The 17,050-nt window shown below is 61.2% G+C and carries 15 protein-coding genes; 9 read left to right on the plus strand and 6 right to left on the minus strand.

Annotated features, from left to right (window positions below; all coding sequences use genetic code 11):
- Positions 1 to 48: 48 nt before the first annotated feature.
- A complete protein-coding gene (locus tag HU725_RS19560; protein ID WP_186478238.1) occupies positions 49 to 438 on the minus strand; it encodes a hypothetical protein in 390 nt (129 codons plus the stop codon).
- A 260-nt stretch (positions 439 to 698) separates the two neighbouring features.
- Here HU725_RS19560 and HU725_RS19565 point away from each other — a divergent pair, with 260 nt between their 5' ends.
- From HU725_RS19565 to HU725_RS19580, 4 genes are all read left to right on the plus strand, one after another.
- Positions 699 to 4,529, plus strand: coding sequence for a sensor domain-containing protein (locus tag HU725_RS19565; RefSeq protein WP_186478237.1), 3,831 nt, complete (start codon positions 699 to 701; stop codon positions 4,527 to 4,529).
- Between the two features lie 299 nt (positions 4,530 to 4,828).
- Positions 4,829 to 6,082 carry a serine hydroxymethyltransferase gene (gene glyA, locus HU725_RS19570; RefSeq protein WP_186478236.1) on the plus strand — a complete coding sequence of 418 codons (1,254 nt, stop codon included), beginning with the start codon at positions 4,829 to 4,831 and terminating at the stop codon, positions 6,080 to 6,082.
- Positions 6,083 to 6,226: 144 nt separating this feature from the next.
- Positions 6,227 to 6,820 (plus strand): hypothetical protein, encoded by a 594-nt coding sequence (locus HU725_RS19575; RefSeq protein WP_186478235.1) that lies wholly within the window; start codon positions 6,227 to 6,229, stop codon positions 6,818 to 6,820.
- 107 nt (positions 6,821 to 6,927) lie between these two features.
- Positions 6,928 to 7,881 (plus strand): arsenic resistance protein, encoded by a 954-nt coding sequence (locus HU725_RS19580; protein WP_186478234.1) that lies wholly within the window; start codon positions 6,928 to 6,930, stop codon positions 7,879 to 7,881.
- A gap of 1 nt (position 7,882) precedes the next feature.
- Here the strand turns inward: HU725_RS19580 and HU725_RS19585 are convergent, their stop codons facing one another.
- From HU725_RS19585 to HU725_RS19595, 3 genes are all read right to left on the minus strand, one after another.
- Positions 7,883 to 8,692 (minus strand): class I SAM-dependent methyltransferase, encoded by an 810-nt coding sequence (locus HU725_RS19585; protein ID WP_060480405.1) that lies wholly within the window; start codon positions 8,690 to 8,692, stop codon positions 7,883 to 7,885.
- 90 nt (positions 8,693 to 8,782) lie between these two features.
- Entirely contained in the window at positions 8,783 to 9,196 is a 414-nt protein-coding gene (locus tag HU725_RS19590; RefSeq protein ID WP_186478233.1) for a cupin domain-containing protein, read from the minus strand.
- A 37-nt stretch (positions 9,197 to 9,233) separates the two neighbouring features.
- Complete coding sequence (locus HU725_RS19595; RefSeq protein WP_186478232.1) at positions 9,234 to 9,977, minus strand: SDR family oxidoreductase; 744 nt, start codon at positions 9,975 to 9,977, stop codon at positions 9,234 to 9,236.
- A 239-nt stretch (positions 9,978 to 10,216) separates the two neighbouring features.
- On the opposite strand from HU725_RS19595, the gene HU725_RS19600 reads away from it, so the two are divergent.
- From HU725_RS19600 to arsH, 5 genes are all read left to right on the plus strand, one after another.
- Positions 10,217 to 11,782, plus strand: a complete 1,566-nt coding sequence (locus HU725_RS19600; RefSeq protein ID WP_186478231.1) for a winged helix-turn-helix domain-containing tetratricopeptide repeat protein — start codon at positions 10,217 to 10,219, stop codon at positions 11,780 to 11,782.
- Between the two features lie 114 nt (positions 11,783 to 11,896).
- On the plus strand, positions 11,897 to 12,247 hold the full coding sequence (locus HU725_RS19605) for a metalloregulator ArsR/SmtB family transcription factor (protein WP_186478230.1): 351 nt from the start codon (positions 11,897 to 11,899) through the stop codon (positions 12,245 to 12,247).
- 9 nt (positions 12,248 to 12,256) lie between these two features.
- Positions 12,257 to 13,546: an arsenic transporter gene (locus HU725_RS19610; protein WP_186478229.1), complete on the plus strand. Its 1,290-nt coding sequence runs from the start codon at positions 12,257 to 12,259 to the stop codon at positions 13,544 to 13,546.
- A 9-nt stretch (positions 13,547 to 13,555) separates the two neighbouring features.
- Positions 13,556 to 14,026, plus strand: a complete 471-nt coding sequence (locus HU725_RS19615) for an arsenate reductase ArsC (RefSeq protein ID WP_186478228.1) — start codon at positions 13,556 to 13,558, stop codon at positions 14,024 to 14,026.
- The gene (arsH, locus tag HU725_RS19620; protein WP_186478227.1) at positions 14,026 to 14,760 is read left to right on the plus strand and encodes an arsenical resistance protein ArsH; all 735 of its coding nucleotides are present in this window, start codon (positions 14,026 to 14,028) and stop codon (positions 14,758 to 14,760) included. The genes HU725_RS19615 and arsH overlap by 1 nt, the downstream gene beginning before the upstream one ends.
- Before the next feature lie 41 nt (positions 14,761 to 14,801).
- Here the strand turns inward: arsH and HU725_RS19625 are convergent, their stop codons facing one another.
- Positions 14,802 to 15,962 (minus strand): PAS domain-containing sensor histidine kinase, encoded by a 1,161-nt coding sequence (locus tag HU725_RS19625; RefSeq protein ID WP_186478226.1) that lies wholly within the window; start codon positions 15,960 to 15,962, stop codon positions 14,802 to 14,804.
- Positions 15,955 to 16,767: an alpha/beta fold hydrolase gene (locus tag HU725_RS19630; protein WP_186478225.1), complete on the minus strand. Its 813-nt coding sequence runs from the start codon at positions 16,765 to 16,767 to the stop codon at positions 15,955 to 15,957. The genes HU725_RS19625 and HU725_RS19630 overlap by 8 nt, the downstream gene beginning before the upstream one ends.
- Positions 16,768 to 17,050 lie beyond the last annotated feature (283 nt).

Here is a 17,050-nt window from a genome sequence, read left to right on the forward strand (position 1 = left end):
GGGAGCCAGGTGAACCGCGAGCGGGCCCGTGCAGCCGCCGAAAATGGCTCAGACGTGACGCTGTTTGCCAGCCTTGCCACGGGGCAGGCGGCTACGGCCTGCCTGCTCGGCCAGGCGCGCGGCGTAAGCGGCCTTGACGCTGAAGCCGCCGCTGCGAACGGGTTGCGTGGCAACGGTCGGCTCGCCAGCAGCCTTGCCAGCCGGCTTGGTCATGCCCGCCACAGGCACCTTTTCGACCGTCACCTGTGCCTTGGCAGTCTTGCGCAGCTCAGCCAGTGAGGGTGTCTTGTTTTTCGCGGCCCCTGCCGCCTCGGGTTTACCCAGCGAACGCTGGCAGGATTTGCAGGATACGTCCGTGGTCACGGCAGTGCTGACAAGGGTCTGACTGCTGCGCCCACAGGCGGAATCGAGGCCATTGGTGGAAAAGTGAGTAACCAAAACGGAACATCTCCGATACGTTGTCATTGAAGCGGGCGGCATTCTCGCACAGGATGCAGGGGCTTGCCGAACGGCTGCGCAGCACGACGACCATCGGCCTCGGACAATCGAGCTGGCACATTGCCACAATCACAGGCATGCTAGCCCGTTCGAATGTCCGGCTTTATAGTGCGCCCTCACGGTCAAGGCTCGTGCAGACACCGGCATATACCGTGCATGTTCCTACCCTGCCATCGCCAGCCCAATCGCAGGACCAACGCTTGACCAATCTCAAACCTTCGACCCTGCTGCGCCCCGCTCCGTCGGCCCCAGTCGCTTCGCTGCGGGGTTCGGTCAAAGGTGCGTTGGCCCTGCTGGCATTGATCCTGCTGGGGTTGCTGCTGTGGCAACTGCTCGCGCAGTTCCGCCACACCCAGGACGACCAGCGCCTGCAGCACCTCAATGCCAGTGCAGAACTCGCCGACCACCTGGGCCTGAACATGGCGCTCAAAGCCCAGCAGGCCCTCACTGTGCTCCAGCCTTACGTCAAAGCACCGGCGGCCGATGCGATGCCCAGTCTGCTGGCCACACTGCGCGAGCGCCTGTCTGATCTGCAGGACCTGGCGTGGCTGGACGAGGCTGGGCAGGTACGCAGCGACAGCCTGGAGGGCAGCCCCGACCGCCAGTTCATTGACGAGCTGCTGGGGTTGAGTCAAGGCCGGAATTTTTTCTACACCAACGCCGCAGACAATCGCACCCTCTACCTGCTGCTGCGTCAGACGACCGAACAAGGCCGCGGCTACTGGCTGCTGCGCCTGTCACCTAACTATTACCAAGTGCTCACTACCCACCTGGATAGCCCTGGGCATCCACTCTGGCTGCTGGAAAACAGCCGCACCGGCGAGGTACTGGAACGCCATGCTCCGGTACAAACCAGTGATGAGCCGCTGCAAAGCGTGATGCTCGCCTTCATCGACAACAGCACCTGGCAGTTGCGCGGCCTGTTCGACGCCGGCCAGGCTCGGAAGAACCTGCTGCCAGCCCTGATTGGCAAGTGCCTGCTGGCGCTGCTCTGTGCCCTGCTGCCGGTGTTGGCGCTGATCAGCATGCGCCGGCGCCAGCGTGCCTTGCACGAGGACCGTCGGCGCTACCACGAAATCTTCGAAGGCACAGGCGTAGCGCTGTGCGTGCTCGACCTGTCGAGCCTGCCTGGGCAGCTTGACCGCTATCATCTGCGCAACCTGGCCGGGCTCAAGCAAAGCCTGGCACTGGACCCTGGTTTGCGCCGTGCGCTGCTGCAAGAGCTCAAGATCACCGAGATCAACCAGGTGGCGCGCCACCTGCTCAACGTGCAATGTCACGAAGGGGCTTGGCAACGCTTGATCGACGGCAGCGGAGACGGCCGTGAAAGCGTGGGCATGCAACTGATCGACGCGCTGATCGAGCAACGCCCAACCCTGGAACTTGAAGTGCGCCTGTCCGCGCCGCTGGGTGGCGAGCTGCACCTGTGGCTGATGGCGCGCCTGCCACAAGAGCGTCGCGACTATCAGGCGGTGATCCTGAGCATCAGCGATATCACCAGCCGCAAACAGGTAGAACTGTCGTTGCTGGAGCGTGAAAGCTTCTGGTCCGACGTGGTGCGTACCGTGCCGGACCAGCTCTACGTGCAGGACGTGCTTAGCCAGCGAATGATCTTCAGCAACCGTCACCTGGGCCAAACCCTGGGCTACGACCGCACCCAGCTTGCCCAGATGGGCGATCGTTTCTGGGAGTTGCTGCTGCACCCTGAAGATGCCGAGCACTACCGGGCGCTGCGTCAGCAACAACGCGATCTTGCCCCCAGCCAGTCGCTGCACACGCAACTGCGCTTCCGCCACCATGACGGTGGCTGGCGCTGCTACGAGATTCGCGAGCAGGTGCTGACCCGCGATGAAGAAGGCTTGGTGACCCGCATCATCGGCATAGGCAAGGATGTCACGGTGCAGATCGAGGCCAGCCAGTCGCTGCGCGACAGCGAACAACGCTATCGCATGCTTGCCGAAAGCATCAGCGACGTTATCTTTTCCACCGACAGCCGCCTGCAACTGAACTACCTCAGCCCGTCGGTGCAGGCCGTGCTGGGTTACCAGGCCGAGTGGATCTTCGCCAACGGCTGGCAATCGATCATCGCCAACCCCGCTCAGCTCACCGGCATCTACAGCCTGATGGAGCGGGTGAGCAAAGCCTTGGGTGACAGCGAACTGCTGGAGCGTCTGCGCAGCCAGCTGCCAACGCAGCTGTTCTTGTTCGACTGCATGCGCGCCGATGGCCGCAAAATCCCCATCGAACTGCGGCTGGTGCTGGTGTGGGACGATCAGCAACGCTTCCAGGGCGTGCTTGGGGTTGGCCGTGACATCAGCCAGCAGCGTCGTGCGGAAAAAGACCTGCGCATGGCCGCGACGGTTTTCGAGCATTCCACCTCGGCGATCCTCATCACCGATCCAGCAGGTTACATCGTGCAGGCCAACGAAGCATTCAGCCGGGTCAGCGGCTACGCGGTCAGCGATGTGCTCGACCAGTTGCCGGCCATGCTGGTGGTCGAGGACCAGCAGGAAAGCCACTTGCGCTACGTACTCAAGCAACTTCACCAGCGCGGCAGCTGGGAAGGCGAAGTGTGGCTCAAGCGCCGCGACGGCGACCGCTACCCAGCCTGGGTCGGCATCACCGCGGTGCTGGACGACGAGGGCGACCTGGCCAGCTATGTATGCTTTTTCACCGACATCAGCGAGCGCAAGGCTAGCGAACAGCGCATTCATCGCCTGGCCTACTACGACGCCCTGACGCACCTACCCAACCGCACGTTGTTCCAGGACCGGCTGCACACCGCGCTGCAACAGGCCGAGCGGCAGAAGTCTTGGGTTGTGCTGATGTTCCTTGACCTGGACCGCTTCAAGCCGATCAACGACTCCCTGGGCCATGCGGCAGGCGACCGCATGCTCAAGGACATGGCTCTGCGCCTGCTGGCCTGCGTCGACGAAGACGATACAGTGGCGCGCATGGGCGGCGACGAGTTCACCTTACTGCTGCAACCACGCGCCACCCGTGACATGGCCTTGAACCGAGCCATTCATGTTGCCGAAAACATCCTCGGCGGCCTGGTGCGGCCGTTCGTGCTCGAAGGCCGTGAGTTTTTCGTCACCGCCAGCATCGGTATTGCACTCAGCCCGCAGGATGGCAACGAGCTGAGCCAGTTGATGAAGAACGCCGACACCGCCATGTACCACGCCAAAGAGCGCGGCAAGAACAACTTCCAGTTCTATCAGACCGAAATGAACGCCAGCGCCCTGGAGCGCCTGGAGCTGGAAAGCGACCTGCGCCACGCCTTGGAACAGAACGAGTTCATCCTCTATTACCAGCCGCAGTTCAGCGGTGACGGCAAGCGCCTTACCGGTGCCGAGGCGCTGCTGCGCTGGCGCCACCCGACTCGAGGGCTGGTACCGCCTGGGGATTTCATCCCGGTCATCGAAGAGTTGGGGCTGGTGGTGGATGTTGGCGACTGGGTGCTGCGCGAGGCCAGCCGCCAGCTCAAGCACTGGCACAAGAACAAGGTACGTGTGCCGAAGGTGTCGGTGAACATCTCGGCGCGGCAATTCTCCGATGGCCAACTGGGCACGCGTATCGCAACCATTCTCGAGGAAACCAACCTGCCACCGGCGTGCCTGGAGCTGGAGCTGACCGAAAGCATCCTGATGCGTGAGGTCGATGAAGCAATGCAGATTCTGGCCAGCCTGAAGAACCTGGGCCTGAGCATCGCGGTCGACGACTTCGGCACCGGTTACTCGTCGCTGAACTACCTCAAGCAGTTCCCAATCGACGTGCTGAAAATTGACCGCACGTTCGTCGACGGCCTGCCCGAAGGCGAGCAGGACGCGCAGATCGCTCGGGCTATCATCGCCATGGCCCACAGCCTGAACCTGGCGGTGATCGCCGAAGGTGTCGAGACCCATGAACAACTGGAGTTCCTGCGCGAGCATGGCTGCGACGAAGTCCAGGGCTACCTGTTCGGGCGGCCGATGCCGGCCCATCAGTTCGAGGCGCAGTTCTCCAACGAAACGCTGTTCATGTTTCAGTGAACAGTACAGTGCAGTGGGAGTAAATGTCCTGGCTGCGCAGGCCCCGCGAACATCGACGCAGCCGCTGCGATCCACCGCGCCGCAGGCTTCGCGCAAACCCCGCACAAAGCCCGCGTCATGGCTAAATCCTGGGCAAAAAAACGGACTCAAAAGTCAACTCCCGTGACCAGCCAGCCCAGACACGGCGCGGGATGCAACATGAAGCCCATTGGTCCGCGACTTGATGCCACTTCATATGCCAGGCGCGGATCAATCGGTTAGAATGCCCCCCCAAATTACCCCGATCCTTGAGGACCGCCATGTTCAGCCGTGATTTGACCATTGCCAAGTACGACGCCGAGCTCTTCGAAGCCATGCAGCAAGAAGCCCTGCGCCAGGAAGAGCATATCGAGCTGATCGCTTCGGAAAACTACACCAGCCCGGCAGTCATGGAAGCCCAGGGCTCGGTCCTGACCAACAAGTACGCCGAAGGCTACCCAGGCAAGCGCTACTACGGTGGCTGCGAATACGTCGACGTGGTCGAGCAACTGGCCATCGACCGTGCCAAGGAGCTGTTCGGCGCTGACTACGCCAACGTTCAGCCACACGCAGGCTCGCAAGCCAACGCCGCGGTCTACCTGGCGCTGCTGTCGGCCGGTGACACCATCCTGGGCATGAGCCTGGCCCACGGCGGCCACCTGACCCACGGTGCTTCGGTCAGCTCTTCGGGCAAGCTGTACAACGCCATCCAGTACGGCATCGACGGCAACGGCCTGATCGACTACGACGAAGTCGAGCGCCTGGCCGTCGAGCACAAGCCGAAAATGATCGTTGCCGGCTTCTCGGCCTACTCGCAGGTTCTGGACTTCGCCCGCTTCCGCGCCATCGCCGACAAGGTCGGTGCCTACCTGTTCGTCGACATGGCCCACGTTGCCGGCCTGGTTGCCGCTGGCGTCTACCCGAACCCAGTGCCATTCGCCGACGTGGTCACCACCACCACTCACAAGACCCTGCGCGGCCCACGTGGTGGCCTGATCCTCGCTCGCAAGAACGAAGAGATCGAGAAGAAGCTGAACTCCGCCGTCTTCCCTGGTGCCCAGGGTGGCCCGCTGGAGCACGTGATCGCTGCCAAGGCCATCTGCTTCAAGGAAGCCCTGCAGCCTGAGTTCAAGGCTTACCAGCAGCAGGTAGTGAAAAACGCCCAGGCCATGGCCGAAGTGTTCATCGAGCGTGGTTTCGATGTGGTATCCGGTGGTACCCAGAACCACCTGTTCCTGTTGTCGCTGATCAAGCAGGAAATCTCCGGTAAAGATGCAGACGCTGCCCTGGGCAAAGCCTTCATCACCGTGAACAAGAACTCGGTCCCGAACGACCCACGTTCTCCGTTCGTCACCTCGGGCCTGCGTTTCGGCACCCCAGCTGTGACCACCCGTGGTTTCAAGGAAGCCGAATGCCGCGAGCTGGCCGGCTGGATCTGCGACATCCTGGCCGACCTGAACAACGAAACGGTGATCGACGCTGTGCGCGAGAAGGTAAAAGCCATCTGCAAGAAGCTGCCGGTATACGGCAACTGATTGGCGAACGCCTGATGTGAGGAAGCCCGGCCATGTGCCGGGCTTTTTCGTTTCATCTTGCCGTGCGGTACAGGTTCCAGGTGGGGCCGCCGTCGCATGGGGACTACCTTGGGGCCTCGATCAGCTGCCCTAGCGGAGGGCCTCATGCCTACTGATGTAGAACGCTCATTCACTGCCAACCTGCAGGTGGACGGTTACCCGGTCAACGTGCTGGGCAACATGACCACAGGGCCAGTAGTGCTCGCCAGCCCACATAAGCTTCCAGCCTACGGGGTGAATGGCACCCATACCCTGGGCATGCTCGATGCACTGGACAAAGACTGGAGCCATGAGCAGGAGCTCGGGCTGATCAGCTTCGACAAAGCCCCCCAGCCGCCGACGCTGTTGCTGTACTTTCGCTACAGCCAAGCGGGCTACCGTATTTATCTGCGAAGCGGGCCGCACTTCGGCAAAGGAGTATTCACCACTGCCGATGGTCTGGTGAACGTGCAACCGACCAAGCCTACCTACCCCACCCAGTGGCAACTCATAGACGCGCAACGCGATGCACCGTTCGACGTTTACCAGGTCAGTGAAAACCAGTGCGATATTCGCGCGACCAACCCAGATGGGCACCCACTGGAGGTACATGGGTTGTTTCCAGTGGGTGGATTTCTGGCCTGCTACCCCGCAGCCCACTCCAGCACCCTAAACCTGATCATTCTCGAACGCGGCGTGGACTGGCTCAATCCAGGCTGACCTCAAAGCGCTGGCGGCGCGAGCTGGGCCATGTAATCACTGCCCACTCGACGCCGGCGCGTATTACCCTGTGCACCGATGACCATTTCCAAGCACAGGCCACCCATTTGACCAGAGAGCAACTCGAAAGCCAGCAGATCCCCCTCTATTTTGCCGCCGTAGTGGCCGCCGTGGTTTTCGGCCTACTGGCGACTGATGCTGCTCAGCATCTTCACCTGCTGGTCACCCCCGCCATCGCCGTCCTGATGTATGCGATGTTTCTGCAGATCCCCTTCCTCGACGTGCGGCAGAGTCTGAGCAACCGCCGCTTCATGGCCGCGCTGCTGGTCGCCAATTTCATCCTCATGCCGCTGCTGGTGTGGGCACTGACCCGCGGCCTGGACGAACACCCGGCGATCCTGATCGGCGCCCTGATGGTGTTGCTTACACCCTGTATCGACTACGTAGTGGTGTTTACTCACATTGGCAAAGGCGATGCGCGCCTGACCCTGGCCGCAACGCCAGTACTGTTACTGGCGCAGCTGGTGCTGCTGCCGCTGTACCTCACCCTTCTGCTGGGCGACAGCAGCGCGGTGGTGGTCAGCATCACCCCCTTCGTGGAGGCGTTCGTGCTGCTGATCGTGTTGCCGATGGCGCTGGCCATTCTTACGAACGTTAGTGCCCGCCGCCACCGTATGGTAGCGGCATGGAACGAGGCCTGGGCGTGGATGCCAGTGCCGGCCATGGCGTTGGTGCTAGTGGCTGTGGTCGCTTCGCAGATTGCCCTGGTGTTGCGGGATTTTGACCAGTTGCTGCCGGTGATCCCGGTATACATCAGTTTTATGCTGCTGGCGCCACTGCTGGGCTTGGCCTCAGCGCGCCTGCTGCGCCTGCCGGTAGCCCAGGCACGCTCGGTCACCTTCAGCGCCGCGACACGCAACTCGCTGGTGGTGCTGCCATTGGCCCTGGCGTTGCCGGAGGGCCTGGGCGGCCTGGCGGCCGCAGCTGTGATTACTCAGACATTGATAGAGCTTGTCAGTGAGCTGATTTATGTTCGAATCATCCCAAGGCTGGTGCGGTAGGTCACTTGCCTGCAACCAGCACGTAGCACATGGGTATGCGCAACGCGTTTTGCTCATAAATCGCGTAGATGTCTTCCCGATTGGAATGCGGGTACTCGTTGAAAGCACGCAGCTGCAGCCCTGCGCCGATGACACCGGCCAGCACATCGCCCACTCGGTGGATATGCCAGTAGGACTGCAGATCATTCTGCTCGCCGGTGCCTTCATAGACGATTGCACCGGTTTCAACCACCGGGTCGGTTTGGAAGTAACAACTGCTGATACGCCAAGGGTCGCTGGCTTGAGGGTCGAGCATTTCCAGAAACGGGTGCGTTTCATAGATTACCAACGTGCCGCCTGGTTTCAGCACCCTGGCAACATGATGGAAAAAGGCGCCGAGGTCCGGCATCCAGTTCAATACGCCAATGGTGATCAGGGCAACATCGAAGCGCTCGTCAAGATTGGCCGCCAGCCCGTGGATATCGGCCTCGACGAACTCAGGTGAATACGGGGATTGTTCGGCCAACAGCCGCGCTTGCTCGAGAAACGCCGAGGACTGGTCCACACCTACCACCTCCGATGCCCCCAGCGCAAAGAGCGACAGCGCTTCGCGGCCGTTGTTGCAGCCCAACTGGATGACCGCCTTTGCAGCGATGCCCACCTGCTGCAATTGCTCGGTCAAGGTCGAGTCCAGGCACGAGAAGCTTTTGTTCTGCACGGCGTCGACTAGCCGAAGCCATTCGGCGCTGCGCCTGTGCTGATCGGCCGACGCATTCCAGGCGTCACGGTTTCGGGCAATGATCTGCGTGTGCGAAAGCATCTTGAACCTCATGTTCGATCGTCGAGGTGCTTACCTTAGCAGCGCCGCCAGCCTAAAGCTGGCGGCTGCTTGAGTTTGCTAGTCTGGCCAGGTTTTGGTTTTTTACTTTTCGCTCGGCGTGACCAAGACCTTCTCATCGCTGTCGAGCACGAACACAGCCATGAGCTTGGCGGGTTTGCTGTCGCTGGCATTAGCGCTGACCCCATGGAATGCGCCTGGCGCCTCGTACCAGTTTTCGCCGGGTTTGTAGACTTTGGCCGGCTCGCCGTTGACGCTGCTGCGCACTTTACCTTCGAGCACGGTGGCATAGATAAAGGCCGACTGTGGGTGGCGATGCGCGGGTGATGCCGCGCCCGGGGCATAGTCGACTATCACCCCACGCATGCTTTTGCCAGGCACGTTTGGCAGGGGGTGATCAAAAACCACGGTAACCTTGCTGACTGGGCGCTCAGCCGCCAGCGCTGGAGTGATTGTCAGGGCGGCAAATGCGAAGGCCAAGAGGTGACGATTGAACATAGTAGTGTTCCTTGAATGGGGGATGCGTGAGCCGGGTTCAGTTTCCAGCCAGCCAATCTTCGAAATGCACAAGGCCAAGGCGCGCTCCCGCACCGGGGGTGAGTGATTTATCGTCAAGCTCGGCGCCGAAGTAGCGTGCATGCACATCCGCGACCACCTTGCGTGAATCACCCCGCACCTGCAGCAAGCGCCGCGCCATTTCATCCAACGGTATTGCCTGGGGCCCTGCAACCTCGAGGGTGCCGTTGGCCGGTTGCGCCAGCACCACATCGGTAAGCGCGGCAACGACATCGTCCGATGCGACCGGCTGGAACAACGCCGGGGACAAGTGCACCTCTTGCCCAACAGCGCCGGCCTCGGCAATGCCCTGAACAAATTCGAAGAACTGGGTGGCGCGCACCACGGTATAGGGCACACCAGACTGCTTGATCAGCTCCTCCTGGGCGACCTTGGCCCGGAAATAGCCATTCTCGGGAAGCCGCTCACTGCCCACTATTGACAGCACGACATGGTGTTTCACCCCTGCCGCTTTCTCTGCCGCCAGCAAGTTGCCAGTGGACGCCTGGAAGAACTGCAACACAGCTTGGTCCTCCCAAGACGGCGCATTGCTGACATCCACCACCACAGCCGCGCCGCTCATTGCCTCGGCCAATCCCTCGCGGGTGATGCTGTTCACACCGGTGCTGGGCGCCGCTGCCAAAGCCTCATGCCCTTGCCCAGCCAGGCTGCTTACCAGCTTCGAGCCAATAAGGCCGGTGCCGCCGATAACCACGATTTTCATACACGCTCTCCACACTGGACCGCATGCATTTGCGGCCGTCATGGTTCAAGCGTGCGCCCAATGCTGGGTGGTGTCCTTGTTGACGAAGGGAATTTGCTTTCAAAAACCGTTGAAAACGCGTCCAAACTGTTCAATGCGAACTGTGCCGTGTGCAGCGGTCAATGTGCTGCCGTATGATCGACCCATGCCCGTGAACAGTGGCCTCGAACACAAGAACCAGGGCTTGCGAGGGACACATCGTGCCATTCGAGTTTGACGACTATGTGCTAGATGAGCAGCGCAGAGAGCTCACCCAGTGCGGCCAGGCCGTGAACATCGGCCCTCAAGTGTTCGATCTGCTTTTGCAACTGGTCAGCCACCGCGACCGAGTGATGGGCCGCGATGAGCTGCTGACCCGTGTATGGAGTGGCAAGATCGTCTGCGAATCGACCATCAGCAGCCATATCAACGCCGTGCGCAGGGCCATCGGCGACTCCGGCGAGGATCAGCGGTTGCTCCGCACCGTGGCACGCAAAGGGTATCGTTTCGTGGGGCAGGTCAGGGAACGGGCCAGCAACCCCCAGCCATCGGCAGCCGAACCGCGCGGGGGCGGCATCGGGCTCGCATTACCCGACAAACCCTCGATCACCGTGCTGCCCTTTCATAACCTCAGCGGTGACCCGGAGCAGGACTACTTCGCCGATGGTATGGTCGAGGACATCATCGCAGCCCTGTCACGCATCCGTTGGCTGTTCGTCATTGCGCGCAATTCCAGCTTTACCTTCAAAGGCCGGAGTGTCGACATCCAGCAGGTGGGCCGGACACTTGGTGTGCGCTATGTACTTGAAGGCAGTGTGCGCAAAGCAGGCAACCGAGTGCGTATTACCGGCCAGTTGATCGACGCCTCTACGGGCGAACACCTTTGGGCAGAGCGTTTCGAGGGCCGTTTGGACGACGTGTTCGAACTCCAGGACCAAGTAGCCGAAAGCGTGGTAGGCGCGATTGCTCCGCAGCTTGAGCGGGCCGAGATCGATCGGGCCAAGCGCAAAGCCACCGAAAGCTTGTGCGCTTATGACTATTACCTGCGTGGTACCGCCAAGCTACATGACGGCAGCCGTGAGGCGATTGCCGAAGCATTGCCGCTGTTTTACCAAGCTATCGAGCTTGATCCAGAGTTCGCATCGGCCCATGCCATGGCGGCTTGGTGCTATTTCTGGCGCAAGCTCAATGGCTGGATGGACGAGCGCGCCAAGGAAATTGCCGAAGGCGCCCGCCTGGCACGCCTGGCCGTGGCACTGGGGCGGGACGATGCCGTGGCGTTGACCCGCGGCGGCCATGCCCTGGGGCACCTGACAGGCGACCTGGACGGTGGCATCGCCTTGCTCGACCGCGCGCGCCTGCTCAACCCCAATCTGGCGCCAGCCTGGTATTTGGGCGGCATGCTACGGGTGCTACGGGGCGAAGCGCAGACCGCCATCGCAAATCTCCAGCACGCCGCACGGCTGAGCCCGCTGGACCCGGAAATGTTTCGCATGCAAGTGGGCATGGCATTGGCACACTTCTTTGCTGGGCAGCTGGAAGAGGCTGTGGAATGGGCAGAAAAGGCACTGATCGATCTGCCCAGTCTGCTGGCGGCGGTGGCAGTGCTGGCGGCAAGCCATGCATGCGCCGGGCGAATGCCCGCTGCCGAGCAGGCCATGCAACGCTTGCGCGCGCTGGACCCAAAGTTTCGGGTATCGACCTTGAGGCAATGGTTGCCGATACATCGTGATGAGGACTTGGCACGGTTCGCCGAAGGCTTGCGGTTGGCAGGATTACCAGATTGACGATGGGTAAAGCCCAGATTCGATGACACCGTTAACGTGCCGATCCGCAAGCTAGGCAAAACAACCTTTATATGCGTTAATTCGGATATTCGCATTAACGCATATAGGGCTTTAATGTCTCTCACTCCTTCCGCTGTATTCAAATGCCTCGGTGATGAAACCCGCGCGCGCATCATGCTGATGCTCCTTGCCGAAGGAGAGCTGTGCGTATGCGAACTGATCTGGGCCCTGGATGACAAACAACCAAAGGTGTCGCGTCATCTGGCACAACTTCGCGCCTGCGGGCTGCTGGAGGATCGCCGACAGGGGCAATGGATCTACTACCGATTGCACCCTGAGCTGCCTGAGTGGATCAAAGGCGTACTGGAGTTGACGCTTCAGGCCCATCGGGCCTGGGTGGACAACGACCAAGGGCGCCTGGCTTCGATGCAAGACCGTCCCATTCGCCAAACCGCCTGCTGCTGAGGTCCACAGATGCTGACTGCTGCTCTGATCTTCGTTTTCACACTCACCTTGGTCATCTGGCAACCCAAGGGCCTGGGGGTTGGCTGGAGCGCCGTTGCCGGCGCAGTGCTGGCTCTGCTCACGGGGGTAGTAAGCCTCGGCGACATTCCAGCGGTGTGGCATATCGTATGGAACGCGACGGCCACCTTCATCGCGATCATCATCATCAGCCTGTTGCTCGATGAAGCCGGGTTCTTCGAATGGGCGGCCCTGCACATGGCGCGCTGGGGCCGGGGGCACGGGGGGCGACTGTTCGCATTGATGGTGCTACTGGGCGCGGCGGTATCTGCGCTGTTCGCCAACGACGGTGCGGCATTGATCCTCACGCCCATCGTCATCGCCATGCTGACCGCGCTGCGCTTTGGCCCCGCCTCCACCCTGGCGTTCGTCATGGCGGCGGGGTTCATCGCCGACACGGCAAGCCTGCCCATGATCGTGTCCAACCTGGTGAACATCGTCTCGGCCGACTTCTTCGGCGTGGGCTTTGGCCAGTACGCTTCGGTGATGTGGCCGGTGAACCTGGTGAGCGTCGCCGCCACCCTGTTGATGCTGTGGCTGTTCTACCGCAAAGACATCCCGGCCCAATACGCCCCTGAGCAGTTGGATGCACCCAAGCGGGCCATTCGTGACCGGGCTACCTTCATCGCCGGCTGGTGGGTACTGGGGCTGCTGCTGGCCGGGCTGTTCGCGCTTGAGCCGCTGGGCGTGCCGGTCAGCGTTGTGGCCGCTTTGTGCGCCGTTATCCTGCTGGTCATCGCCGGCCGTGGCCATATCATCTCCACGCGCCGGGTGATCAAGCATGCGCCCTGGCAGATCGTGGTGTTCTCCCTGGGCATGTACCTGGTTGTGTACGGCTTGCGCAATGCGGGCCTGACCGATGCCCTTGCTGAGCTTTTCAGCTACTTAGCCGAGCACGGCCTGTGGGCCGCGACCCTGGGTACAGGGGTAGCCGCCGCACTGCTTTCATCGGTGATGAACAACCTGCCCAGCGTGCTCATTGGCGCGCTCTCGATCCAGGGCAGCAATGCCACGGGCCTGATCCACGATGCCATGGTCTACGCAAACGTGATCGGCTGCGACCTGGGCCCGAAATTCACCCCCATCGGTAGCCTGGCGACCTTGCTGTGGCTGCATGTGCTTGCGCAGAAGAACATTCGCATCACCTGGGGTTACTACTTCAAGGTGGGCACTGTGCTCACCCTGCCCATCCTGCTCGTGACCCTGGCCGCGCTGGCCTTGCGGCTGAGCCTCCACGCCTAGGAGCCATCGATGAAAGTGCTGTTCATGTGTACCGCCAACAGTTGCCGCAGCGTACTGTCCGAAGGCCTGTTCAACCACGTAGCGCCGCCGGGCATGACCGCTGTCAGCTCCGGCAGCTTCCCCAGCGGCCGCTTGAACCCCCGAGCACTCAGCACGCTGCAGAGCTTGGGGGTCGATACCACAGCGCTGCACAGCAAAGGCTCCGAGCAGTTTCAAGATAGCCCACCCGATATCGTGATCACCGTTTGCGACAAAGCCAGTGGCGAGCCCTGCCCGGTCTATTTCGGGCCATCGATAAAAAGCCACTGGGGCCTGGCCGACCCTTCCGAGGTCGATGGCAGCGATGAACAAATCCAGGCGGCTTTCGATGCCACCGTCAACCATATCCGCCTGCGCTTTGCTGCCTTCTTCGCCCTCAACCATGGCGCGCTCGAACCTGCAGAACTCAAGCAGGCGCTGGACCGGATAGGTGAACTGTAATGACTGAACTGACCGCCCAGCACCCAGGTGATTTACCCAACCTGGATCTGCAACTGTTCGACGCCCCAACCTGCGAGAAGCTCAACGAACAAGCCGCGCCCACCCATAAGCCGCGCATCCTGCTGCTGTACGGCTCGACCCGAGAGCGCTCGTTCAGCCGCCTGCTGACTCAGGAAGCGGCACGCATCCTGGAACTGATGGGTGCCGAGACCATCATCTTTGACCCCTGCGGTTTGCCACTGCCCGACGATGCCCCCGTCGAACACCCAAAGGTTCAGCAATTGCGCGAGCTGGTGCTGTGGTCCGAAGGCCAGGTGTGGTGCTCCCCCGAGCGCCACGGCGCGATGTCCGCTGTATTCAAGGCGCAGATCGACTGGATACCCCTGGCCCTTGGCGCGGTAAGGCCTTCCCAGGGCAAGACCCTGGCGGTCATGCAGGTGTGTGGCGGCTCACAGTCGTTCAACGCTCTCAACCAGATGCGTGTGCTGGGCCGATGGATGCGTATGGTGACGATCCCCAACCAATCATCGGTGCCCAAGGCATTTCTGGAGTTCGATGAAAACGATCGCATGAAGCCCTCTTCCTACTACGACCGGGTAGTCGATGTGATGGAGGAGTTGATGAAGTTCACGCTGCTGCTGCGTGGCCGTGATAACTACCTGCTGGACCGCTATAGCGAACGTAAAGAAAGCGCTGAGGCGCTGTCCAAGCGGGTGAACCAACGCTCGATCTAACACCCGGCCCGCTGCTGCGCGAGCTTGACCGAGCGCGCCAATCAAGCGGGCAGAAAAATCGAGAATGTCGTGCCATAGACCGGGTTGGACGTCATGCTGATACGCCCCCCGTGCGCTTCGACGATCTGCTTGACGATGAACAGACCCAGCCCGACCGAGCGCAGCGCAGCGGGCTGGCAACTGCCGCGAGTCATGGGCTCGAACAACACCGGCAGCAGCTCTTGGGCGATGCAAGGGCCGTGATTGTGCACGCTCAGGGCAACCCCTTCGTCGCTGAAATCAGTGGTGATGGTGATGGGGAAGCGCATGTCGCCATAAGCCGCGCTGTTGGCGACCAGGTTGCCGATCATCTGGTGCAACCGGTCATGGTCCACCTCGAGCTGACCTCGCCCTCGCGAAAGGTGACGGATGCAGGTATTGCCCAAGGCTATCCTGAGCTCGCCTACGCACTGGTCCACCGCTTCGAGCAAATCCACGTTTCGCCGCCGCACGCTGAGGCCCTGCCCCAGCCTGATCGAAGCGAAGTCCAGCAGGTCGACGACCATGCGCTGGGCCCGCTCGGCCGATGTGCTAATGCTCGAAAGCAGCCGACGGGCTCGGTCACTGTGGGCATCGCGTGCCAGCAACTGGGCTGCCATCTTGATGGCTGTCATAGGGTTTTTCAGGTCGTGGCTGGCGACGGCGACCATCTGCTCGGCGTGTAACGCACGCTGCTGGGCTTGGGCGTAAGCGGCGGCCAGTTCATCCTGAGCACGCTGCAAGGCCTGCTCTGCGCTGACCTTTTGTGCCAGCAGCTCCTCGGCACGCTGCATGGCTTGAAACACCAGATGCTCGTTGCGGTCACGTTCAGTGGTGCTGAACAGCGCCAGCTGATAACGCACCCCCTCGGATGTTTCACGCCTTACTGCGTTGAGCAGCATGGCCACCACATGACCTTCACGGTGGCAGAGGCCAATCTTGACCTCGGACACCGAGCCTTGCATGTTCAGCAAAGGGCCCCAGTGCGTGAGCTGGAACGTGCGCCCCGCCAGCGTCAGTAACTGGTCAAAGCTGCGCAGCAGCAAGCTGTCGTCGTCGTAGCCCAGCCAGTTGCTCAATGTCGCATTGCAGCGCAGCAACGTTCCGTCGGCCTCCATGACCAGCAAGCCACAGGGGGCACAGTCGAAGTACTGTTCCGAGTACAGCGAGGCAGGGTCATTCATGGCCAAAGCCGAGCTTGGCGAAAAAATCCTCCATCGCCGCAGTGCACGCACTGGGCGCGCTCAACTGCGGGTAATGGCCCAAGTTCTCGATCAGCACCAACTGACTGTTGGGCAGACTTCGTTGCAAGTAATGCCCCACGGCTACCGGCACCACCGGGTCTTCCCGGCTTTGCAGAATCAACGTAGGTAAGTGCAGCCCGATCGCATCCTGGCGATGGTCGGACATAAAGATCACACGGGCAAAATGCCGGGCGATCTGCGCATCGGTGCGGCCAAAGCTGCTGAGCAATTCGTCCTGCAGCGCAGGCTCCCCGGACGTGCCCATCAGCACAGGCGCCATGGTGCTGGACCAACCGAGGTAGTTTTCGTCGATGGCAGAGAGCAGCCCCTGCACCTCATCCAGCGAGAAACCACCGACGTAGTCATCGGTGTTCACGTAACACGGCGAGCCACCGATCATCACCAAACCGGCCAGCCGGCCAGGCAGCAGCCGTTCGGCCAGCAAGGCAATCATAGCGCTTACCGAATGCCCGACCACGATCACCGGGCCTTGACCGTACTCATCGATAATGGCGTTCAGATCAATGGCGTGAGCCCAGAGCGAACCATACTTTTGCCGATCGTAAGCGTGTAGGTCAGATTGCCCCGCGCCGGTCAGGTCGAAGGTAATGACGCGCATCCGAGCAGAGAAATGTGGCAGCAATAACCTCCACATCGACTGATCACAGCCAAACCCATGGGCCAGAAGCAGCGTGACGTTACCTTCGCCCTCGATATGCACATTGTTACGCTTTTGCAGACTCATACATACCCTGGTGTCGTTCGCCGTCGGGCCGGCATCGATCGCACGCCCGAGTGTTAGGAGAATAGTGCCAGTGCAAGTGGTCCGCTGCGCATCCATGCCCCCGCAGCTCGAACCCAATACCCATCTGCGCATGACGCCCAGGTGAGCACTTTACGCGATAAGGCAGTACGACGCCCGCCTTCTCAGTTAAAGACAGCGGGCCAGAGCGCTTCGTTTCTGAAATATGCACAAAAAATGCCCACACAAGGTGGGCATGTCGGTGGCCAGTAGGCTGCAAAACAGT

Origin of the sequence: Pseudomonas promysalinigenes, from assembly GCF_014269025.2 — a bacterium.
In the GTDB taxonomy this organism is placed as follows: Bacteria; Pseudomonadota; Gammaproteobacteria; order Pseudomonadales; family Pseudomonadaceae; genus Aquipseudomonas; species Aquipseudomonas promysalinigenes.